The following is a 21,832-nucleotide window of genomic DNA, read 5'->3' on the forward strand; positions in this document are numbered from 1 at the left end:
CGCCGCGCGACATGTGCGGCGTTTCGTGCATGACGCCAACGGTATCGAGCGAGGGCGGTGCCGTTCTTCGTCCGGGTGGACTAACACGCGGCGCGGCGGGCAGCGGATCTTTCCTTAGTCCACCCGGACGAAGTGGCGCGCGAGGCGCTCGCTTAAGGTGAACGCTCGACCATCGGCGGAGACGACACATGACGGACGACACACGCGCCACGCAGTTGCTTTCGGGCCAGACCTGGGCCGATTTCTGCGACACCCTGAAACGCAGCGGCGAGCAGATCCTGCGCGCCGAGGCGCCGGACGATCCGCTCACGCGCGCGGAAGGATTCCGCTACCTGAGCCGGCTGATGCGCATCGCGCTCGAAATGCACGTCGAGTTCGCGGACGGCGCGTGGCCCGGCTTCTTCTCGCCGTCGCACGAGACCGCGAAGATCGGCGCCGACAATCCGGACAACCTGTACCAGTACGCGCGCCTCGACGGCCGCTGCGAATATCGCGTGACGGGGCGGCGCGGCACGGTCGCATACCTGAGCTTCGGCACGCAGAAGGGCGGTTACGAGACGGACGGCAAGATGCTTCAGACGGGTTTTCTCGACGCGAAGCAGCTCGAGCTCGCGCCGGACGGCAGCTTCGAGATCGTGCTGAGCGAAACGCCGCGCGCGGGCAACTGGGTGCGCATGGAGCCCGGCACGAACGCGCTGCTCGTGCGCCAGACTTTCCTCGACCGGCGCGCGGAGACTCCCGCGCAATTGAAGATCGAACGCATCGGCGCGCACGACCGGCCCGCGCCGCTCGACCCGCTCGTGCTGCAGGGCGGCCTCACGCGCGCCGCGCAGTTCGTCGAGCAGACGGCGAAGCTGTTTGCCGACTGGGCCGCGAGCTACGGCTCGCACGTAAACGCGCTACCGCCTGCGGACCAGGCGCTGTGCCAGTCGGTCGGCGGCGATCCGAACATCTACTATTACCACTCGTGCTGGTCGCTCGCCGACGACGAGGCGCTCGTGATCGATGTCGACACGGTGCCCGACTGCGATTTCTGGAACGTGCAGCTCAACAACTACTGGATGGAGTCGCTCGACTACCGGCACTTCGACATCTGCGTGAACAAGCACAGCGCGCGGCTGAATGCGGATGGCGGCGTGACGGTGGTGGTCGCCGCGTCGCGGCCGGGCGGCGCGAACTGGCTCGATACGGCCGGGCATCGCACCGGCACGATCTGCTGGCGCTGGGTCGGCGCCGCGCAGCCGGTGCATCCGCGCACGCGCGTCGTCAAGCTCGCCGCGCTGAAGGAGGCCGCATGAACGCGCCGCTCGACCCGATCCGCGCGCAGCTCGACGCCGACGCGCTGATCGACGAGGCCGTGTCGCGCACGGGCGGCCTCACCGCGTTCGGCGACGGCCCGTATCGCGAGGCGCTCGACGTGATGTGCGCATCGCTGAGCGACGAAGCGAAGCTGTCGGCGCGCGGTGTGGCGATGATGCGCGAGAAACTCATGGGCCAGCTCGTGAACCGGCTCGTTATCGAGGATTACTTCGGCCGTCATCCGGAGATCGCCGACATCGAGATCGATGATCCGCTCGTGATCGTCGGGCTGCCGCGCACCGGCACGACGCTGCTGCAGCGGCTGCTCGCGGTCGACCCGCGCTTTTATTCGGCCGCGTGGTGGGAAACGCGCTATCCGGCGCCGCTCGCCGGCGAGACGCTCGGCGCGCCGAGCGTGCGCATCGCGCGCGCGCAGGCCGAGGTCGCGACGATGATCGACTGCATTCCGCAGATCCTCGCGATCCATCCGCTCGACGCGATGCTCGCCGACGAGGAGTTCATGCTGATGGAGCATTCGTTCGTGTGCGCGATGGATTCGTACGCGAACGTGCCGGGCTATACGGCGTGGCTCGCGAAGCAGGACCTGACGCCGGTCTACACGTACCTGAAGCGGATGCTGCAGTTCCTGCAGTGGCAGAAGGCGCAACGCGGCGTTGCGCCGGCCGCGCGCTGGCTGCTGAAGACGCCGCAGCATCTGCATGCGCTCGACGTGCTGTGCCGCGTGTTTCCGCGGGCACAGGTCGTGCTCACGCATCGCGACCCGGCGCAGACGATTCCGTCGATGGCGAGCATGGCGCACACGCTGTGGCAGATGTATGCGGACGACCCGGATCCGCGCACGGTCGGCGCGCAGTGGAACGCGGGGATGGCGCGCGCGATCGGCGCGGCGATGGCGGCGCGCGACGCGCTGCCGGCCGAGCGCTTTCTCGACGTGCGTTTCGAGGACACGGTGTCGGATCCGCTCGGCGTGGCCGAAGCCGTGTACCGCTTCGCGGGCATGTCGCTCGATGCGCCGCAGCGCGCGGCGATGACGGCCTGGATGGCGCGCAACGGGCGCGACAAGCGCGCCGCGCACGATTACTCGATCGCGCGCTTCGGCTTCACCGATGCGCAACTGGCGCACGACTTCGCCGCGTATCGCGCGCGGCACCTGCGGGCGGCCGGCTGACGGCGCGCCCGCGAGACGAACCATAACCAGGAGACAACCCATGTTGCTGAAGGACAAGATCGTCGTGATTTCAGGGATCGGGCCGGGGCTCGGTGTGAAGCTCGCCGTCGAGGCGGCACGCGAGGGTGCGCGCGGCGTGGTCGTCGCGGCACGCACGATGGACAAGCTCGACGACGCGGAAGCACGGATCGGCGCACTCGGCGTCGCATGCGACGTGCTGAAGGTACGCACCGACATCGCCGAGCGCGCGCAGTGCCGGCAGCTCGCGACGCAGGCGGTCGAGCGCTTCGGCCGGATCGACGCGCTCGTGAACAGCGCGTTCGCGCACGGCACGTTCCCGGAGCCGGTCGAGGAAGCCGATCTCGACGGCTGGCGCGCGGTGTTCGACACCAACGTGTTCGGCACGATGACGCTCACGCAGGAAATCGTGCCGCACATGAAGCGGCAGAAGCGCGGCGCGATCGTGATGATCAACTCGCAGGCGACCCGCAAGCCGTTTGCAGGGGAAGCGGGCTACGCTGTATCGAAGGGCGCGCTCGCGGTTGCGGCAAAATACCTGGCGCGCGAGCTCGGCGTGCACGGGATCCGCGCGAACAGCATCCACATGGGCTGGATGTGGGGCGTGCCGACGCAGACGTATTTCCGGCAGGCGGCCGCCGAATACGGCACGACGGAGGAAGCGATCATCGCGCCGATCGCGTCGAACATCGCGCTCGCGAAGCTGCCGACCGATGACGACTGCGCGCGCGCGGCGCTGTTCCTCGCGTCGGATTACGCGAACGCGGTGACCGGCGCGACGCTCGACGCGAACGGCGGCGATTTCATGCCCTGAGGACGGAGCAACGGATCATGCAGGAACGACAACAGGAACAGGGGCGCCACTTCTTCGCGTTCAACGGCGATGCGGACGGCCTGTGCGCGCTGCAGCAGCTGCGGCTCGCGGAGGGCGAACGCGGCACGCTCGTGACCGGCGTGAAGCGCGACATCAGGCTGCTCGAGCGCATCGACGCGCGGGCCGGCGACCGCGTGACCGTGCTCGACGTGTCGCACGACCAGAACCGCGACGCATGCGCGCGGCTGCTGCGCGATGGCGCCGCGGTTCGCTACTTCGACCATCACTTCGCGGGCGAGCTGCCCGGCGATCCGCGTTTCGACGCGTATATCGACACGGCCGCCGACGTCTGCACGAGCGCGCTCGTGAACCGCCGTCTCGGCGGCCGGCATGTGCGCTGGGCGATCGTCGCGGCGTTCGGCGACGAACTGCCGGCGCTCGGCGACGCGCTCGCGCGCGAATACGGGATCGACGCAGCCGAACGCGGCACGCTGGCCGAACTCGGCCTCTACCTGAACTACAACGCCTACGGCGAATGCGTCGGCGACCTGCATTTCGATCCGGCCGTGCTGGCCGACGCGATGCTGCCATGCGTCGATCCGCTCGACTTCGTGCGCGACACGCCGGTGTTCGCCGCGTTGCGCGACGGCTATCGCGACGACATGGCGCTCGCGGGCGCACTCGCGCCGTTGCGCGACGTGCCGGGCGCGACGCTGATCAGGATGCCGGATCATCCGTGGGCGCGGCGCGCGACGGGGATGCTCGCGAACGAGCGGATGCGCAATGCGCCGCATGCGGCGCTCGCGGTGCTGTCGCCACGCGCGCAGGGCGGGTTCGTGGTCAGCGTGCGCGTGCCGGACGGCCGGGCGCTCGGCGCGGACGAATTCTGCCGCGGCTTCCCGACCGGCGGCGGGCGCAAGCGCGCGGGCGGCATCAACCATCTGCCGGAAACCGAATTCGACGCGTTCGCCGCGCGCTTCGAAGCGGCGTTCCGTCTCGACTGACCCGAGGGCCTGCGACACGCGCGCCGTGCAACGATGCCACGGCGCGCGCGTCGTGCGACGTGTCGGTGTTCAGCCGGTCGCGTTCGCAAGCACGGCCGGCACGTTGTGGCCGTAGCAGCGCTCCTCGACGCGCTCGGCGATGCGCCAGCCCTGCGCGGTGCGCACGAACCGGTCGACGTACCACAGCCCGAGAAACATCACCTGCGTGCCGCCGTCCGGCAGCGCGACTTCCATCGGATTGAAACAGATCGTGCGGCCGCGCGCGGTGTCGCCGTCGAGCGTGATCGACAGGTTGCCGACCAGGTGCTGGTACTGCGGGAACTGCGGCAGTACGGTGCGCAGCCACGCCTTGACGTCCGGATACGTGCCGGCGATGCCGCCCATCGCGCGATAGTCGATCGTCGCGTCGTGCGTGAACACGGCATCGAGCGCGTCGAAGTCGTGTGCATCGATCGCGCTCGAGTACGCGACGATCAGCTCGCGGAGGTCGTGATGATCGGAGAGGGTCTGCAGGTCGGGCATCGGTTGCGCTCCGTCACGCGCTTTTGCGCCGGCGGGCCGCATGCAGCGCTTCCGCCCGCAGCTTCACGTCGCGCGCGCACTGGTCGAACCCCTGTTTCACCCAGCCGCCGTGCTCGCGCATGATCGTTTCCGCGTTGAGGCCGAGGAACTGGTCCGTCGTGAAGTAGCGGCAGCGCTCGGCGCCGTCGGCTTCGACGTACTGGTCGCGGCGCGCGGCGTCCTTGTTGTCGTCGGTCGGGCGCTGCTCCCACGACAGCAGGCGCTCGGGCTCGTATGCGACGAGGATTTCGTTGACGGGAATCACCGTCTCCGTGCCGGGAATGCGCACCTGCATGTGCACGAAGTCGCCGATCCGGCCGGTCGTCTCGAGGCCGACGCAGAACGTGTTCCATTCGCCGTAGCGCGGGAAGTCGGTCAGCACTTCCCAGACGACGGCAGCGGGGGCGTCGATCGCGACGGTGATCGAGGTGACGAGATTGGCTGGTTTGGTCATGGCGGGTATCGAATGTGAGTGAGGGAGCGGAGGGGGCCGCGGCTGCGCCCGCACGGGCGGGTACGCGCCGCGACAGCCGGAACGGGTCGCGCCGGCGCCGGCGGGCATGGCGAACGCGCCGTGCAATGCATGGGGCTGACCGGCGGCCGGCGCGCGTCGCACATCGCGGCGAACCCGACATCGAGCGTAGGCCGGTGCGTGCGGCGAAGAATCGTCGGAACGGACTAAGGCCTTTCACCGGGCCGGCGATCCGGTGTCGGCGTCGGTACGCGACGCACGCGCGCGGTACGCCGTGCGGTTCGAACGTCGACATCGCGCGAACCTGCCGCGACAATACCGGTCACTCTTCAGTTTCCTGCTCGAGGTGCCCGTGCCAGCGAAGTCGACCATTGCTCCCGCCGTCGTGTGGTTCCGCGACGATCTGCGCGTGACCGACCAGCCCGCGCTGACGCGCGCGGTTGCGTCGGGCCGGCCGCTCGTATGCGTGTACGTCGACGACACGGGCGAAGGCGCGGGGCGCGCGCTCGGCGGGGCGGCGCGCTGGTGGCTGCATGGGTCGCTCGCCGGACTCGATGCGGCGCTCGCGCGTCATGGCGGACGCCTGCTGCTGTTGCGCGGCGATGCGCCGCGCGAGATCGAACGCGTCGCGCAGGACACGGGCGCGGCAGCGGTGTACTGGAACCGCCGCTATGCGCAGCCGCAGCGCGATGCCGATGCGGCGTTGAAGGCGTCGCTGAAGGCGCGCGGCCTCGAGGTCGAGAGCAGCAACGGCAGCCTGCTGAACGAACCGTGGGACGTGCTGACGGGCGCCGGCACGCCGTTCCAGGTGTTCACCGCGTACTGGCGCGCGGTGCGGCGCGATCGCACGGTGGCGGCGCCGCTGCCGGAGCCCGAGCGGATCGCGTTTCATCCGTGGCCGGCCGGCGTGCGCGAACGCGCGCTGCCGCTCGACGCGCTCGGGTTGCGTCCGCACGCGCCGGACTGGGCGGGCGGCCTGCGCGACGCGTGGCCGGCACCCGACGAAGCCGGCGCGCAGGCGCGGCTCGATGCGTTTTCCGTCGAGTCGCTGACCGGCTATGCCGATACGCGCGACCGGCCCGACCGGTCGGCGACGAGCCGGCTGTCGCCGTGCCTGCGCTTCGGCAACCTGTCGCCGCGACAGGTGTGGCATGCGGTGCAGGGTGCGGCACAGGCGGGCGGTGCGGCCTGCGCGGCCGGCGCCGAGAAGTTCCTGAGCGAACTCGGCTGGCGCGAATTCAGCCATGTGCTGCTGTATTACTTTCCGGCGCTCGCGACCGACAACTTCCGGGCGCAGTTCGACGCGATGCCGTGGCGCGACGATCCTGCCGCGCTGCGCGCGTGGCAGCGCGGGCTGACCGGCTACCCGCTCGTCGATGCGGGGATGCGCGAGCTGTGGACGACCGGCTGGATGCACAACCGCGTGCGGATGGTCGTCGCATCGTTTCTCGTCAAGCATCTGCTGATCGACTGGCGGGCCGGCGAGCGCTGGTTCCACGACACGCTCGTCGACGCGGATGCCGCGAACAACCCGGCGAACTGGCAATGGGTGGCCGGCTGCGGCGCCGACGCCGCGCCGTATTTCCGCATCTTCAATCCGGTGACGCAGGGCCGGAAGTTCGACCCGCAAGGGGCGTACGTGCGCCGCTGGGTGCCGGAACTCGCGGGCCTCGACGCGGCGACGATCCACGCGCCGTGGGAGGCATCCCCGATGGAGCTTGCGGCGGCCGGCGTGCGGTTCGACGTCGACTATCCGGCGCCGATCGTCGATCACGACGGCGCGCGCCGTCGCGCGCTCGATGCGCTGGCCTCGTTGCCGAAGCGTCGCCAGGCGTGACCGGCCGTCGCTGCGCGCGGCACGGTTCGCCGCGTCAGTCGCAGAACGCCGCGTGCTCGAGCAGCGCGAGCGCGACGCCCGAATCGAAGTAGGCCGCGCCGCACCACGCGACGAACGCGAGCGCGCCGGCGGCCAGCGCCGCACGCATCACGCCCATGCGGCTTTGCCCGGCACCGGCCGCGCGATGCGCGCGTCGTCGATCGGCAGGTGCAGCAGCGCGGCCAGCACGCCGAGCGCGATCGAGCCGATCCACAGCGGCAGGTACGAATGCGTCGCGTCGTACACGAGCGCGCCGAGCCAGACGCCGAAGAAACTGCCGAGCTGGTGCCCGAAGAACACGAAGCCGAACAGCGTCGCGATGTAACGCACGCCGAACACCTGCGAGATCACGCCGTTGGTCAGCGGCACCGTGCCGAGCCACGTGAAGCCCATCACGGCCGCGAACACGTAGACGCTCGCGGGCGACAACGGCGCTGCAACGAACGCGACCATCGCCAGCGCGCGGACGAGGTACAGCACGGACAGCACGTACTTGCGCCGCAGCAGGCTGCCGAGATGGCCGCATGCGTAGGTGCCGGCCACGTTGGTCAGCGCGATCAGCGCGAGCGCGACGCTGGCGTGGCGCGCCGGCAGGCCGTGATCGAGCAGGTAGGCGGGCAGGTGGGTCGCGATGAACGCGAGCTGGAACCCGCACGCGAAGAATCCCGCGTTCAGCAGCCAGAAGCCGCGATGCGCGAACGCTTCGCGTACCGCCGCGCCGATCGACTGGTCGGGGCCGTCCGCGCGGCTCGCGGCCTGCGCGGGCCGGTCGCGCACCAGCACGGCGAGCGGCGCGAGCAGCGCGGTGACGACGGCGAGCGCGACGAAGGCATGCTGCCAGCCGATGCCGCCGATCAGCACCTGCGCGACCGGCACCATGCAGAACTGGCCGAGCCCGCCGATCGCGCCGGCGACGCCGAGCGCCCAGCCGCGCCGGTCGGGCGGAAACAGGCGGCTCAGCGCGCCGTAGATCGACGCGAAGGCCGACCCCGACAGCGCGACGCCGATCACGAACCCCGCGCCGGCCGTGAATACGCCGGCCGACGCGGCGAACGCCATCGTGACGAGCCCGGCCGCGTACAGCAGCATGCCGGCGACGATCACGCGCACCGACCCGAAGCGGTCGGCGATCATGCCGGTGAACGGTTGCGCGATGCCCCAGATCAGGTTCTGCAGCGCGAGCGCGAGGCCGAACGCTTCGCGCGACCAGCCGTGGTCGAGCGTGACGGGGGCGAGGAACAGTCCCTGCACGTGACGGATGCCGAGCGCGGCGCCCATGATCAGGCCGCCCGCGAGCACCGGCAGCCAGCGGCGCCGGGCGTCTTGTTCGATCGGGGTCATGCGTGTCTCCGGATGGATGCGTGCGGCGCGGCGGCCGCGTTCGATCCGATTAGACGATCCGGCCGCCGGCCGCTCAAGCAATCATTCGGTCGCGTTCGCATGCGTGCGGGGAATGCGATGCGGTTCGGACACGATGTCGGCGACGCGGGCTGTACACGCCGGATGCGTGAAGCCGCTGCGCCGCATGCAGCCGGCGTGACAGGCGGCCGATGCAGCGGGGACGGGGCGCCGGTGCATTGCCCGTGGCGGCGTTCATGTACGTGCGCAACACCGCGCCGGCGCCGGCTCGATGCAGAATTTCGCTCGCGGCTCGCGGCTCGCGGCTCGCGGCTCGCGGCTCGCGGCTCGCGGCTCGCGGCTCGCGACTACCGCTGCGCCACGTCGTACGCCCGCATCGCCGCGTCGCACTCGGCCGCTTCCGCGAGGATCCAGTCGCGCACGTCGGCGACTTCGCGGCGCGGTGCCGGATCGTGCCGGAACAGCCAGTAGCCGTACGCATCCGACAACGCCTGCGAGTGCGGGCCGAGCACCGCGAGCCGGCCGTCGGCGAGCATCGGCGCGACGAGCGCGAGCCTGCCGAGCGCGACGCCCTGGCCGGCGATCGCGGCGTGGATGACCTGGTCGTACTGGTTGAAGCGCAGCACGCCCTTCGGGCGCGCGTCGCCGAGCCCGGCAGCGTGCAGGTGCGCACGCCACTGCAGTCGGGTTTGCGGCGGCCCGTCGAATTCGAGCAGCACGTGCTCGGCGATAGCGGCCGCGTCGGTGACGGGCCGGGCGGCCAGCGCGGGGTGCGCGACCGGCACGACGATCTCGTCGAACAGGTGCAGCGCGCCGGCCGGCGCGCGCTCGCGCGGGCAGTAGCGGATTCCGAGGTCGATGCCTTCCGCGCGCAAATCGAGTACCTTGTCGTTCGCGGCCACGCGCAAGTCGATGTCGGGCAGGCGCGCCTGCAGGCGCCCGAGTCTGGGCAGCAGCCACAGCGCGGTGACGCCGATGCTCGCGGTGATCGTGACGGGTTGCCGCTCGCGTGCGGCGGCGAGCGACGCGACGGTGTCCTGCAGGTTGAGCAGCGCCGCATCGGCGGCGCGGAACAGCCGCTCGCCTTCCGGCGTGAACGCGATCTTGCGATAGCCGCGCTGCAGCAGCGCGACGCCGAGATGCGCCTCGAGCGCGTGCACCTGGCGGCTGACCGCCGACTGCGTGACGCACAGGTCCTGCGCGGCGAGCGTGATGCTCATGCGGCGGCCGACGGCGACGAAGCCGCGCACGAGGTCCAGCGACGGAAGACGGACGAGCGGCGTTGACATGCGTAGGGCTCATGCGAACGGAGCAGCAAGATTGGTTGAGAACGTCCGGCGCGTCAAGTTCAATGGAGGCTGGCCGATCGGGCGGGCGCCGGGCAGGCGGCGCCGCACAGGAGACACGATGACGATTTCGAACGAAGCAGGCGGGGCCGCGTGCGCGGCGGATCAGGCAGCGGGGCGCCCGGCGGGTGCGTTTCCGCCGGAGGCCGTGACGCTGACCGCGGCCGACGGTTACGTGCTGCGCGGCTACGTGTGGCGGCATCGCGGCAGCACCGTGCGGCCGGTGACGGTCGTCAATTGCGCGACGTCGGTGCGCTGCGACTACTACTTCCGTTTCGCGGCCTGGCTGTTCGCGCAGGGGCGCGACGTGCTCGTCTACGACTATCGCGGGATCGGCGGCTCGCGCCCCGCGCGGCTCGCGAAGCTGCGCGCGAACTGGCTCGACTGGGGGCGGCTCGATTGCGAGGCCGCGCTGCAATACGCGCGCGATGCATTTCCGGGCCAGCCGCTCGACGTCGTCGCGCACAGCATCGGCGGCTGCGTGCTCGGGCTCGCGGCGTCGAACGCGTACGTGCGTCACGTGGTGACGGTGGGCGCGCAGTATGCGTACTGGCGCGACTATCGGCCGGAAGAGCGGCGGCGCATGTGGTGGAAATGGCACGTCGCGATGCCGGCGCTCGCGGCCGTATTCGGCTACGTGCCCGCGAAGCGGCTCGGCTGGATGGAAGACACGCCGCGCGGCGTCGCGCTGTCGTGGGTGCGCGCGCAACCGCGCTTCGAGGACGCCTTCACGCACGGCCTGCTCGCCGAACCCGCGGCGAGCCGCGCCGCGCTGCCGGCCCGCTTCGCGCGGCTGCCGGCGTCGATGCTCGCGATCGGCCTCGACGACGACGGGTTCGGCACGGTCGACGCGATCGAACGGCTGGTCGGCTACTACACGGGCAGCGACGTCACGCACCTGCGGATCGCGCCGCGCGACATCGGCGTCGACGCGATCGGCCACTTCGCGTTCTTCCACAGCCGCTTCACCGACACGCTGTGGCCCGTCGCGCTGTCCTGGCTGCAACACGGCGCGCTGCCGGCCGATGCGCCGGGCCGCGTTCACGCGCGCCATCCGGCGCAGCGTGCGCGGCTGGCGGGAAGCGGCGTGCCGGGTGCCGTCGCGCACGGGTGAACGCGCGCGCGCGCGTGGCCCGGCCATCGCGTCGATGAGACGGTCGCACCGGCTGCCGTTGCTGCTGCCGCTGCCGACGATCTCGGTCGCGATGCGTCGGTCTCCGTCCCGTACGATCGATTAACATCGAACGTTTCGTTCGCCTGGCTGCCGCGTGCCGATGTCCATTCCACCCGATTCCGAGATTGCCGACGACCTGTCCCGCGCGTGGCGCGTGCACCTGCTCGATGTGCCGCCTGCCGCGTCGCGTGCCGGCGTGCAGGTCGCGCGCGTCGATTTCGACTGGCGCGTGCCGCTCGCATCGCCCGCCTACGCCGCACTGAGCGACGCGGAGCGGGCGCGTGCCGGGCGCTATCTGCGGCACGAGGATGCGGTGCGCAGTGCCGCGACGCGCGCCGCGCTGCGCGACGTGCTCGGTGCGGCGCTCGGCATCGCGCCGAAGGACGTCGCGATCGTCGTCGACGCATCGGGACGGCCGTCGCTGGATCCCGCGCATCGCGCGTCGCTCGATTTCAACGTGTCGCACGCGGGCGATCACGCGCTCATCGCGTGGGCGGCGACGGGGCGCGTCGGCGTCGATATCGAAAGCTGCAACCGCACGACCGACTGGCGTGCGCTGACGCGCGAAGTGTGCGCGGCCGCCGAGGCTGCGTATCTCGACGGCCTGCCGCTCGCCGCCCGCGCGGACGCGTTCATGCGCGTGTGGGCCGCGAAGGAGGCGCTGCTGAAGGCGCTCGGCACCGCATCGTCGGCGGCTGGCGCCGTTCGCGGTCGTGCCGCCGCGCGATGCGGCGACGCCGCGACGACGATCGTCGAGCGGCCGCGCCCGCGCCGGCGTGGCCGCGTTCGACGCGGGCTGGCTCGACGCGGCGCCCGGTTACGCGGCGTGCGTCGCGTGGCGCGCTGACCCGTTTCAGCGCGCGACGCTCATTCGAGCGGTACGTCGTTGGGCGCCGCGTAGCGCGCCTTGATCACGTCGCTCATCGGGAACTCGAACGCGAGCCCCTTCGGCGGCACCGGCTTCATGAACCACTTGTCGTACAGCGCGTTGATCTCGCCGCTCTTCATCAGCTGCACGAGCACGCCGTCGACGAGCGCCTTGAACTGCGGATCGTCCTTGCGCAGCATGAACCCGTACGCTTCCGACGATTGCGGTGTGCCGACGATCGCCCAGTCGGCCGGCTTCGCCGCGAGCTGGCGCACGCCGGCGAGCAGCACGTCGTCCATCATGTACGCGGCCGCGCGGCCCGATTCGAGCGTGAGGCGTCCTTCGCCGTAGTCCTTCGCGCTGATGATCTGCATGTTCGTCTTCTTTTCCTCGTTCATCTTGCGCAGCAGGCGTTCGGACGTCGTGCCCTGGTTCGTCACGACCGTCTTGCCGGCGAGATCGGGGAAGTCGCGGATGCCCGAGTTCGTGCGCGTGAGCAGGCGTGTCGTCGCGACAAAGAAGGTGGTCGAGAACGCGACCTGCGCGTGACGCGCGGCGAGGTTGGTGGTCACCCCGCATTCGAGATCGACGGTGCCGTTCTGCACGAGCGGGATGCGGTTCTGCGACGTGACCGGGATGAAGCGCGCCTGCAGGTCGGGCTTGCCGGTGCGCGCCTTCACGGCGGCGATTACGCGGTCGCACAGGTCCTGCGGAAGCCGATCACCTTGCCGCTCGCGTCGACATAGGAGAACGGCACCGACGTCTCGCGATGGCCGATCGAGATCAGGCCGCTTTGCCGCACCTTCTCGAGCGTGCCGGACAGCGGTTCCGCGGCGAGCGATGCGCCGCACGCGAGCGCGCACGCGGCGACGAGCAGGCTGCGGCCGAGGAGGGTGGTCAACCGGGGCGGGATGGTCATGGCGGATCTCCGTGGGCGGATCGTAGGGAAGCGTCGATTCGTATGTTGCCAAAGACAAAATAATTGCAACATATGTTAATTGCGAGGCCTGTCTGGCCGCTCCGGCGCGCCGCGCCGGACATCAGGGAAACTCCCGAGTCGGAATTATGAAAAACAGGTTGTCTAGACAAGTCGCGGTGGCTACACTCCAATCCATCCCGAACTTGTCTAGACAGGATTGCTCACATGATTACGTTGACCCCCGGCCACCTGACCCTTCCGCAACTGCGCAAGATCGCTCGCGAATCCGTGCAGCTCAAGCTCGACCCGGCGAGCTTCGCGAAGATCGACGCGGGCGCGAAGGCCGTCGCCGACATCGCGGCGAAGGGCGAGCCCGCATACGGCATCAACACGGGTTTCGGCCGCCTGGCCAGCACGCACATCCCGCACGACCAGCTCGAGCTGCTGCAGAAGAACCTGGTGCTGTCGCATGCGGTCGGTGTGGGCGAGCCGATGGCACGCTCGTCGGTGCGTCTGCTGATGGCACTGAAGCTGTCGAGCCTCGGCCGCGGCCACTCGGGCATCCGTCGCGAAGTGATGGACGCGCTGATCACGCTGTTCAACGCCGACGTGCTGCCGCTGATCCCGGTGAAGGGCTCGGTCGGCGCATCGGGCGACCTGGCGCCGCTCGCGCATATGTCGGCCGTGCTGCTGGGCGTCGGTGAAGTGTTCATCCGCGGCGAGCGCGCCAGCGCGCTGGACGGTCTGCGCGTCGCGGGCCTCGCGCCGCTGACGCTGCAGGCGAAGGAAGGCCTGGCGCTGCTGAACGGCACGCAGGCGTCGACCGCGCTGGCGCTCGACAACATGTTCGCGATCGAAGACCTGTACCGCACCGCGCTGGTTGCGGGCGCGCTGTCGGTCGACGCGGCAGCCGGCTCGGTGAAGCCGTTCGACGCCCGCATCCACGAACTGCGCGGCCATCAAGGCCAGATCGACGCGGCCGCGTCGTACCGCGACCTGCTCGAAGGCTCGCCGATCAACCAGTCGCACCGCGACTGCGACAAGGTGCAGGATCCGTACAGCCTGCGCTGCCAGCCGCAGGTGATGGGCGCGTGCCTGGACCAGATGCGCCATGCAGCCGACGTGCTGCTGGTCGAAGCGAACGCCGTGTCGGACAACCCGCTGATCTTCCCGGATACCGGCGAAGTGCTGTCGGGCGGCAACTTCCACGCCGAACCCGTCGCATTCGCGGCCGACAACCTCGCGCTCGCCGCAGCGGAAATCGGCGCGCTGGCCGAGCGCCGCATCGCGCTGCTGATCGACGCGACGCTGTCGGGCCTGCCCCCGTTCCTCGTGAAGGACGGCGGCGTGAACTCGGGCTTCATGATCGCCCACGTGACGGCGGCCGCGCTGGCATCGGAAAACAAGACGCTCGCGCACCCGGCGTCGGTCGACTCGCTGCCGACTTCGGCGAACCAGGAAGACCACGTGTCGATGGCGACGTTCGCCGCGCGCAAGCTCGCCGACATCGCGGACAACACGAAGCACATCCTCGCGATCGAACTGCTGGCCGCCGCCCAGGGCGTCGACCTGCGCGCGCCGTACCACACGAGCCCGAAGCTCGCGCCGGTGATGGAAACGATCCGCGGCAAGGTTGCGCACTACGAGCTCGACCACTACTTCGCACCGGACATCGCGGTGATCGCGAAGCTCGTCGGCGAGCGCGCGTTCGCGAAGGTCGCGCCGTTCTCGTTCGCATCGGAACAGTAAGCCCATGAGCGCGCCGGTCTACCAGGAGATCAAGGATTTCATCCTGGGCCGCATTCACGCCGGCGAGTGGGCGGAGGGCGACCAGGTGCCCTCCGAGAACGAACTGGCCCGCGAGTTCAAGGTCGCGCGCATGACCGTCAACCGCGCGTTGCGCGAGTTGACGGCCGAGCAGGTGCTGACGCGCATGAAGGGCGCCGGCACCTACGTCGCGCGGCCGAAGTACGAGTCGACGCTCGTCGCGATCCGCAGCATCTCGGAAGAGGTCGACGCGCGCGGGCATGCGTACCGCGCCAGCGTGCTCGGCCTCGAGACGATCCGCGCCGACGAGGCGCTCGCCGACGAGATGCAGATGGCCGTGCGCGCGAAGCTGTTTTATTCGCAGGTGTTGCACTTCGAGAATGACGAACCCGTCCAGCTCGAAGAACGGTGGGTGAATCCGGCGGTCGCGCCGGATTATGCCGAGCAGGATTTTACGAACACGACGCCGAACCTGTACCTGATGCGCGCGGCCCCGCTGCAGCGCGTCGAGTACCGGATCGAAGCGGCGGCTCCGGCGCCCGAGCGGCGCGAGCAGCTGCGGATGGACGACGTCGAGCCGTGTCTGGTTTTACATCGGCGCACCTGGTCGCAGGGCGTCGTCGCCTCGGTGGCGAATCTGTGGCACCCCGGCAGCCGTTATCGCTTCACCGGGCATTTCTGATTCCTATTTGATAGTCATTTTCCTTCGGGAGCAGTCGTCATGAACCATCCGAAACACATCGATCCCCGTCTCGATCCGACCCGCACGATCCGCGCGCCGCGCGGCAGCGAGAAGGTCTGCAAGACCTGGCTGGCCGAAGCGGCCTACCGGATGATCCAGAACAACCTGGATCCGGAAGTCGCCGAGCATCCGCACGCGCTCGTCGTGTACGGCGGCATCGGCCGCGCGGCGCGCAACTGGGAATGCTACGACCAGATCCTCGCGTCGCTGAAGGATCTCGAAGAGAACGAGACGCTGCTGATCCAGTCGGGCAAGCCGGTCGGTGTGTTCCGCACGCACAAGGATGCGCCGCGCGTGCTGCTCGCGAACTCGAACCTGGTGCCGCACTGGGCGACCTGGGATCACTTCCACGAGCTCGACCGCAAGGGCCTGATGATGTACGGCCAGATGACGGCCGGCAGCTGGATCTACATCGGCAGCCAGGGCATCGTGCAGGGCACCTATGAAACCTTCTTCTCGGTCGCGAACCAGCACTTCAACGGCGATCCGTCGGGCCGCTGGATCCTGACGGGCGGCCTCGGCGGCATGGGCGGCGCGCAGCCGCTCGCCGCGACGATGGCCGGCTTCTCGATGATCGCGGTCGAATGCGACGAGACGCGCATCGACTTCCGCCTGAAGACGCGCTACGTCGACAAGAAGGCGACGACGCTCGACGAAGCGCTCGGCATGATCGACGAAGCGAAGCGCACCGGCAAGCCGGTGTCGGTCGGCCTGCTCGGCAACGCGGCCGACGTGTTCGCGGAACTCGTGACGCGCGGTATCACGCCGGACTGCGTGACCGACCAGACGAGCGCGCACGACCCGATCAACGGCTACCTGCCGCAAGGCTGGACCGTCGCGCAATGGCGCGAAGCGCAGAAGGTCGATCCGCAGAGCATCGTGAAGGTCGCGAAGCAGTCGATGGCCGTGCAGGTGCGCGCGATGCTGACGCTGCAGGAGCGCGGCGCCGCCACGCTCGACTACGGCAACAACATCCGCCAGATGGCGCTGGAAATGGGCGTCGAAAACGCATTCGACTTCCCGGGTTTCGTGCCGGCCTATATCCGCCCGCTGTTCTGCGAAGGCAAGGGCCCGTTCCGCTGGGTCGCGCTGTCCGGCGATCCGGAAGACATCTACAAGACCGACCAGAAGGTGAAGGAGCTGATCCCCGACGATCCGCACCTGCACAACTGGCTCGACATGGCGCGTGAGCGCATCGCGTTCCAGGGCCTGCCGGCGCGGATCTGCTGGGTCGGCGTGAAGGATCGCTATCGCCTCGGCCAGGCGTTCAACGAGATGGTGAAGAACGGCGAACTGAAGGCCCCGATCGTGATCGGCCGCGACCACCTCGACACCGGTTCGGTCGCGAGCCCGAACCGCGAGACGGAATCGATGAAGGACGGTTCGGACGCCGTGAGCGACTGGCCGCTGCTGAACGCCCTGCTGAACACCGCAGGCGGCGCATCGTGGGTGTCGCTGCATCATGGCGGCGGCGTCGGCATGGGCTTCTCGCAGCACTCGGGCGTCGTGATCGTCGCCGACGGTACCGCCGAAGCGCACGAGCGTCTCGGCCGCGTGCTGCTGAACGATCCGGCGACGGGCGTGATGCGCCATGCGGATGCCGGCTACGAACTCGCGCAGCAGACGGCCCGCGAAGCCGGCCTGAAGCTGCCGATGCTCGGCCGCTGAGCATGACGGCGCTCGACCAGGCGCCGGTGAACGCGACGATGATCCGCGCGGCGGATCTCGTCGCGTCGCCGTGGAGGAACGGCGGCGGCGTGACGCGCGAGATCGGTGCATTCCCGCCGGGCGCCGCGCTCGATACGTTCGCATGGCGCGTGAGCGTCGCGGACGTCGGCGCGGCCGGTCCGTTCTCGCGTTTCGACGGGATTGACCGCACGCTCGTGCTGCTGTCCGGCGCGGGCATGACGCTCGCCGAAGAGGGGGGCGCGCGCCACGTGCTCGACGCGCCGCTCGCGCGTGCGGACTTCGCCGGCGAGACGGCGATCGACGCGACGCTGCACGACGGCGCGACGCGCGACTTCAACCTGATGACGCGCCGTTCGGCCGCGCGCGGGACGCTCGACGTGTGGCCCGAAGGCACGCACCGCGTCGAGCGCGCCGATACCGTGCTGCTGTTCTGCGCAACGGGCGCGGTCGGCGTCGAGATCGACGGCGCGCACTACGCACTGCAGGAAATGGACACGCTGCGGCTCGACGGGCCGCAGCGTGCGTTTGACGTCGTCGTGAGCGGAGGCGGCGCGCTGCTCGCCGTGTCGCTCGCCGTCGGCGAACGAGACTGAACGCATGAAACCGACTGTCTGGCATCACCTGAGGCTGTGTCCGCACGGCCATCCCGACGAAACGATCGACGACGCGGCGATCGCCGTCGACGAAACCGGCACGATCGTGTGGCTCGGCGCGTTGTCCGCGCTGCCGCACGGTTATGCGCACTGGCAGCGGGAAGACCTGCACGGCGCGTGGGTGACGCCGGGCCTCGTCGACTGCCATACGCACCTCGTGTACGGCGGCACGCGGGCCGACGAGTTCGCGCAGCGCCTCGCCGGCGTCAGCTACGAGGAGATCGCGCGGCAGGGCGGCGGGATCGTGTCGACGGTGCGCGCGACGCGCGCGGCCGACGAGACGACGCTGTTCGTGCAGGCCGCCGCGCGCCTGCAGCCGCTGCTCGCCGATGGCGTGACGGCGATCGAGATCAAGTCGGGCTACGGGCTCGACCTCGCGAGCGAGCGCAAGATGCTGCGCGTCGCGCGCCAGCTCGGCGAGCGCTTCCCGGTCACGGTCTACACCACGTTCCTCGGCGCGCACGCGCTGCCGCCGGAATATGCGGGCCGCGCGGATGAATACATCGACGAAGTGTGCGGCCGGATGCTGCCGGCGCTCGCCGACGAAGGCCTGGTCGACGCGGTCGACGTGTTCTGCGAGCGCATCGGCTTTTCGCTCGCGCAGACCGAGCGCGTGTTCGAGGCCGCGACGCGGCGCGGGCTGCCGGTGAAGCTGCACGCGGAGCAGTTGTCGAACGCGGGCGGCACCGCGCTTGCCGCGCGTTATCGCGCGCTGTCCGCCGACCACCTCGAATTTCTCGACGAAGCCGGCATCGAGGCGATGAAGGCGGCCGGCACGGTCGCCGTGCTGCTGCCCGGCGCGTATTACTTCATTCGCGAAACGCAATTGCCGCCGATCGAGCTGCTGCGCAAGCATGGTGTGCCGATCGCGCTCGCGACCGATCACAACCCCGGCACCTCGCCGCTCGAATCGCTGCTGCTGACGCTGAACATGGGCTGCACGCTGTTCCGCATGACGGTGCCCGAGGTGCTGCAGGGTGTGACGCGCCATGCGGCGGCGGCGCTCGGCCGCGCGGATCGTCACGGTGCGCTCGAGATCGGCCGCCAGGCCGATTTCGCGGTCTGGTCGGTCGGCTCGCTGTCGGAGCTCGCGTACTGGATCGGCCGGCCGCTGTGCGAGCAGGTCGTGCGCGGCGGCGCGACGGTGTTTCGCCGGATGAACGGCTAGTTTTAGCGGAGGGCCGGAGGCGGCGCTGAAGCGCCGGTCCGGTCGATCGCCACGGAGCGGAAGCGGGCGCCGACGCGCCGCCTCCTGCCAACCGGGGCTTGGGACCGGACCGACGCTTCAGTGCGCCGAATCCGGCCAACAAGGACTCACGATGACCGACTCTATGTTGTTCGCGGACCATGCCTGGCTGCCCGATGGCTGGCGCCGCAACGTGCTGCTGCGCTGGGACGCGGCCGGCACGCTGACCGACGTGACGCCCGACACCGACGCGCCGGCCGGCGTCGCGCGCGCGGCCGGGCCCGTGCTGCCCGGCATGCCGAACCTGCATTCGCACGCGTTCCAGCGCGCGATGGCGGGGCTCACCGAATATCGCGCGAATCCCGCCGACAGCTTCTGGAGCTGGCGCGACCTGATGTACCGCTTCGCGCTGAAGATCACGCCCGACGCGCTCGCGGCGATCGCGCGCTGGCTGTACGTCGAGATGCTGAAGTGCGGCTACACGTCGGTGTGCGAATTCCACTACGTGCATCACGCGCAGGATGGCTCACGCTATCCGCAGATCGCGGAACTCGGTGCGCGCGTGGTCGATGCCGCGCGCTCGGCCGGCATCGGCATCACGATGCTGCCCGTGTCGTACCAGTTCGCCGGCTTCGGCAACAAGCCGCCGCGCGACGACCAGCGCCGCTTCATCAATACGCCGGACGGCCTGCTCGAGCTGCTCGACGCGATGCGCCGCGTCGCGCCCGAGCACGGCGGCCTGCGCTACGGCGTCGCCCCGCACTCGCTGCGCGCGGTGTCCGAGAACGGCTTGCGCGTGCTGCTGGAAGGCTTGCCCGACGACGCGCCGGTGCATATCCACATCGCCGAACAGACGGCCGAAGTCGACGATTGCGTGCGCGCGTACGGCGCGCGTCCCGTGCAATGGCTGCTCGATCGTTTCGACGTCGATGCGCGCTGGTGCCTCGTGCACGCGACGCACGTCGATGCGGCCGAAACGGCCGCGCTCGCGAAGCGTCGCGCGGTGGCCGGCCTGTGCCTGACCACCGAGGCGAACCTCGGCGACGGCGTATTCCCGGCGCTCGACTATCTCGCGCAGGGCGGCGTGATCGGCGTCGGCTCGGACAGCCATGCGTCGGTCGACTGGCGCTCGGAACTGCGCCTGCTCGAATACGGGCAGCGGCTCGTGCATCGCGCGCGCAACGTGCTCGCGAGCGACACGCAGGCGCATGTCGCCGACCGGCTGTTCGACGCGTCGCTCGCGGGCGGCGCGCAGGCGAGCGGGCGGCGCATCGGCGCGCTGCGTGAAGGCAGCCGCGCCGATTGGCTCGTGCTCGATCCCGATCATCCGGCGATTGCCGAGCACGACAGCACGGCGTGGTTGTCGGGCGCGGTGTTTGCCGAGCACGGCGACACGCCGGTGCTCGACGTCTATACCGGCGGCGAGCGCGTCGTGAGCGGCCGCCGCCATCGCGACGAAGCCGCAGCTTATGCCGACTACCGCGCCGCGCTGGCGCAACTGCTGCGCTGAATGCGCGGCATCCGGCGCACGCCGCGCGCGTGCGCCGGCCGACTTTTACGGTGATGCGACATGACTGAACAACCGGCTGTATTCACGCTGAAGCAGGGCACGCTGCCGCTGCTGATCTCGATTCCGCACGCAGGCATCCACATCCCCGACGACATCGCAGCGACGATGACGCCCGACGCGCGCTTCGTCGACGATTGCGACTGGCACCTCGAGCGCCTGTACGGCTTCGCGGCGACGCTCGGCGCGTCGATCCTCGTGCCGTCGCACGCGCGTTACGTCGTCGACCTGAACCGTCCGCCCGACAACGAGAACCTGTATCCGGGGCAGGACACGACGGGGCTCGTGCCGGTCGATACGTTCGACAAGGCGCCGCTGTATCCGGCGGGCGCGCTGCCCGGCAACGACGAGATCATGCGCCGTCGCGACCGCTACTGGCGCCCGTATCACGACGCGCTGCAAGGCGAGATCGCGCGCCTGAAGCGCGAGCACGGCCGCGTGCTCGTGTGGGAAGCGCATTCGATCCGCTCGCACGTGCCGCGCTTCTTCGAGGGCCGCCTGCCGGACTTCAACTTCGGCACGTCGAGCGGCGCGAGCGCCGCGCCGGGCCTTGCCGAGGCGCTGGCCGCATGCGTGAGCGCGCACGGCGGTTATACGGCCGTCGCGAACGGGCGTTTCAAGGGCGGCTACATCACGCGCCACTACGGCGTGCCCGCGACCGGCGTCGAAGCCGTGCAGCTGGAGCTGTCGCAGATCACCTACATGGAAGAGACGCGTCCGTATGCGTACGACGAAGCGCGCGCCGCGCGGATCGTGCCGCTGCTGCAGACGCTCATCGAAACCGCGCTCGCGCATCGCTGATCCGTCGGCGCGCGCGCTGCGTGCGGCGGCACGGCGCGATGTCGCGCCACGGCCGGCTGGCAAGGTGCACATTGGTGCATCGCACAAAACGGCATCGACCCGAGCGGTCGATGCCGTTTTTTTTCGTCTGATCGATGTCGGGATCGGTACCTGAAAATTTGACGCAATTTTTAGGTGATATAAGCTGAATGTCAGGAAGTCGTCACGCGCGCCCCGGCCGCGACGGCGTCGATCAGCGCTGCACCGCGCCGGAATCCGTTGCGAGACACCTTGCCGACGTGTCGTCGCGCGGCATTGCCGCCCCCGCTTCATCGCGACACGTGTCCTGCCTTCATCAGTCAGTCGAGTACGATCGTGAAAGCCGCCAGCCCTTCGATACGCCGGACCCGAAGTCCGTCGGCGGGCGCGCCGCCTCAGGCCGGGCCGATCCGGCATGCTGAGCGCGGCACGCGCGCCGCCCCCATACGCGAGCCCCGCTTCTTCGCTGTGCCCCATCGCGGCCTGCGCCGCTTCAATGTCGTCACCGCA

Annotated in this window: 18 protein-coding genes and 2 pseudogenes; 14 read left to right on the forward strand and 6 right to left on the reverse strand. The window is 69.9% G+C overall.

All coding sequences use genetic code 11. The features are described 5' to 3' along the window. Positions 1 to 188 precede the first annotated feature (188 nt). From PL79_RS17565 to PL79_RS17580, 4 genes are read left to right on the forward strand one after another with little or no spacing between them, the layout of a single operon-like run. Entirely contained in the window at positions 189 to 1,298 is a 1,110-nt protein-coding gene (locus PL79_RS17565) for a DUF1214 domain-containing protein (RefSeq protein WP_044847640.1), read from the forward strand. Further along, positions 1,295 to 2,488 (forward strand): sulfotransferase family protein, encoded by a 1,194-nt coding sequence (locus tag PL79_RS17570; RefSeq protein WP_044847641.1) that lies wholly within the window; start codon positions 1,295 to 1,297, stop codon positions 2,486 to 2,488. The genes PL79_RS17565 and PL79_RS17570 overlap by 4 nt, the downstream gene beginning before the upstream one ends. Positions 2,489 to 2,528: 40 nt before the next feature. Beyond that, the gene (locus PL79_RS17575; RefSeq protein WP_044847642.1) at positions 2,529 to 3,320 is read left to right on the forward strand and encodes an SDR family oxidoreductase; all 792 of its coding nucleotides are present in this window, start codon (positions 2,529 to 2,531) and stop codon (positions 3,318 to 3,320) included. 17 nt (positions 3,321 to 3,337) lie between these two features. Then, positions 3,338 to 4,324: a hypothetical protein gene (locus tag PL79_RS17580; protein ID WP_044847643.1), complete on the forward strand. Its 987-nt coding sequence runs from the start codon at positions 3,338 to 3,340 to the stop codon at positions 4,322 to 4,324. Between the two features lie 69 nt (positions 4,325 to 4,393). On the opposite strand, the gene PL79_RS17585 is transcribed toward PL79_RS17580, so the two are convergent. Both PL79_RS17585 and PL79_RS17590 read right to left on the reverse strand, forming a co-directional pair. Further along, positions 4,394 to 4,846 carry a nuclear transport factor 2 family protein gene (locus PL79_RS17585; RefSeq protein WP_044847644.1) on the reverse strand — a complete coding sequence of 151 codons (453 nt, stop codon included), beginning with the start codon at positions 4,844 to 4,846 and terminating at the stop codon, positions 4,394 to 4,396. A gap of 13 nt (positions 4,847 to 4,859) precedes the next feature. Next, a complete protein-coding gene (locus PL79_RS17590; RefSeq protein ID WP_044847645.1) occupies positions 4,860 to 5,339 on the reverse strand; it encodes an SRPBCC domain-containing protein in 480 nt (159 codons plus the stop codon). 370 nt (positions 5,340 to 5,709) lie between these two features. Here PL79_RS17590 and PL79_RS17595 point away from each other — a divergent pair, with 370 nt between their 5' ends. Then, complete coding sequence (locus tag PL79_RS17595) at positions 5,710 to 7,194, forward strand: cryptochrome/photolyase family protein (RefSeq protein WP_044847673.1); 1,485 nt, start codon at positions 5,710 to 5,712, stop codon at positions 7,192 to 7,194. 34 nt (positions 7,195 to 7,228) lie between these two features. Here PL79_RS17595 and PL79_RS36900 read toward each other — a convergent pair whose 3' ends face one another. The 3 genes from PL79_RS36900 to PL79_RS17605 form a co-directional block, all read right to left on the reverse strand. Next, positions 7,229 to 7,351, reverse strand: coding sequence for a hypothetical protein (locus PL79_RS36900; RefSeq protein WP_044847646.1), 123 nt, complete (start codon positions 7,349 to 7,351; stop codon positions 7,229 to 7,231). Beyond that, a complete protein-coding gene (locus tag PL79_RS17600) occupies positions 7,342 to 8,574 on the reverse strand; it encodes an MFS transporter (RefSeq protein WP_044847647.1) in 1,233 nt (410 codons plus the stop codon). The genes PL79_RS36900 and PL79_RS17600 overlap by 10 nt, the downstream gene beginning before the upstream one ends. A 365-nt stretch (positions 8,575 to 8,939) precedes the next feature. Then, the gene (locus PL79_RS17605) at positions 8,940 to 9,881 is read right to left on the reverse strand and encodes a LysR substrate-binding domain-containing protein (RefSeq protein WP_044847648.1); all 942 of its coding nucleotides are present in this window, start codon (positions 9,879 to 9,881) and stop codon (positions 8,940 to 8,942) included. 118 nt (positions 9,882 to 9,999) lie between these two features. On the opposite strand from PL79_RS17605, the gene PL79_RS17610 reads away from it, so the two are divergent. Together PL79_RS17610 and PL79_RS17615 are read left to right on the forward strand one after the other, a co-directional pair. Next, on the forward strand, positions 10,000 to 11,052 hold the full coding sequence (locus tag PL79_RS17610) for an alpha/beta hydrolase family protein (RefSeq protein ID WP_044847649.1): 1,053 nt from the start codon (positions 10,000 to 10,002) through the stop codon (positions 11,050 to 11,052). 160 nt (positions 11,053 to 11,212) lie between these two features. Then, positions 11,213 to 11,951: pseudogene (locus PL79_RS17615) on the forward strand (4'-phosphopantetheinyl transferase family protein); the annotation flags it as partial. A 28-nt stretch (positions 11,952 to 11,979) separates the two neighbouring features. Here the strand turns inward: PL79_RS17615 and PL79_RS17620 are convergent. Next, positions 11,980 to 12,899: pseudogene (locus PL79_RS17620) on the reverse strand (glutamate/aspartate ABC transporter substrate-binding protein). Positions 12,900 to 13,124: 225 nt separating this feature from the next. Here PL79_RS17620 and hutH point away from each other — a divergent pair. The 7 genes from hutH (at position 13,125) to hutG (ending at position 21,304) form a co-directional block, all read left to right on the forward strand. Continuing rightward, the gene (gene hutH / locus PL79_RS17625) at positions 13,125 to 14,648 is read left to right on the forward strand and encodes a histidine ammonia-lyase (protein WP_044847651.1); all 1,524 of its coding nucleotides are present in this window, start codon (positions 13,125 to 13,127) and stop codon (positions 14,646 to 14,648) included. A 4-nt stretch (positions 14,649 to 14,652) separates the two neighbouring features. Beyond that, positions 14,653 to 15,348, forward strand: coding sequence for a histidine utilization repressor (gene hutC, locus PL79_RS17630; RefSeq protein WP_044847652.1), 696 nt, complete (start codon positions 14,653 to 14,655; stop codon positions 15,346 to 15,348). A gap of 39 nt (positions 15,349 to 15,387) precedes the next feature. Continuing rightward, the gene (hutU, locus tag PL79_RS17635) at positions 15,388 to 17,076 is read left to right on the forward strand and encodes a urocanate hydratase (RefSeq protein ID WP_044847653.1); all 1,689 of its coding nucleotides are present in this window, start codon (positions 15,388 to 15,390) and stop codon (positions 17,074 to 17,076) included. 2 nt (positions 17,077 to 17,078) lie between these two features. Beyond that, positions 17,079 to 17,690, forward strand: a complete 612-nt coding sequence (locus PL79_RS17640) for a HutD/Ves family protein (protein ID WP_044847654.1) — start codon at positions 17,079 to 17,081, stop codon at positions 17,688 to 17,690. Between the two features lie 4 nt (positions 17,691 to 17,694). Further along, the gene (hutI, locus tag PL79_RS17645) at positions 17,695 to 18,918 is read left to right on the forward strand and encodes an imidazolonepropionase (protein ID WP_044847655.1); all 1,224 of its coding nucleotides are present in this window, start codon (positions 17,695 to 17,697) and stop codon (positions 18,916 to 18,918) included. Between the two features lie 151 nt (positions 18,919 to 19,069). Continuing rightward, positions 19,070 to 20,446: a formimidoylglutamate deiminase gene (locus PL79_RS17650; RefSeq protein ID WP_044847656.1), complete on the forward strand. Its 1,377-nt coding sequence runs from the start codon at positions 19,070 to 19,072 to the stop codon at positions 20,444 to 20,446. Between the two features lie 60 nt (positions 20,447 to 20,506). After that, on the forward strand, positions 20,507 to 21,304 hold the full coding sequence (hutG, locus tag PL79_RS17655) for an N-formylglutamate deformylase (protein ID WP_044847657.1): 798 nt from the start codon (positions 20,507 to 20,509) through the stop codon (positions 21,302 to 21,304). The last annotated feature ends 528 nt before the right edge of the window (positions 21,305 to 21,832 follow it).

It is taken from the genome of Burkholderia sp. USMB20, from assembly GCF_000949135.2.
In the GTDB taxonomy this organism is placed as follows: domain Bacteria; phylum Pseudomonadota; class Gammaproteobacteria; order Burkholderiales; family Burkholderiaceae; genus Burkholderia.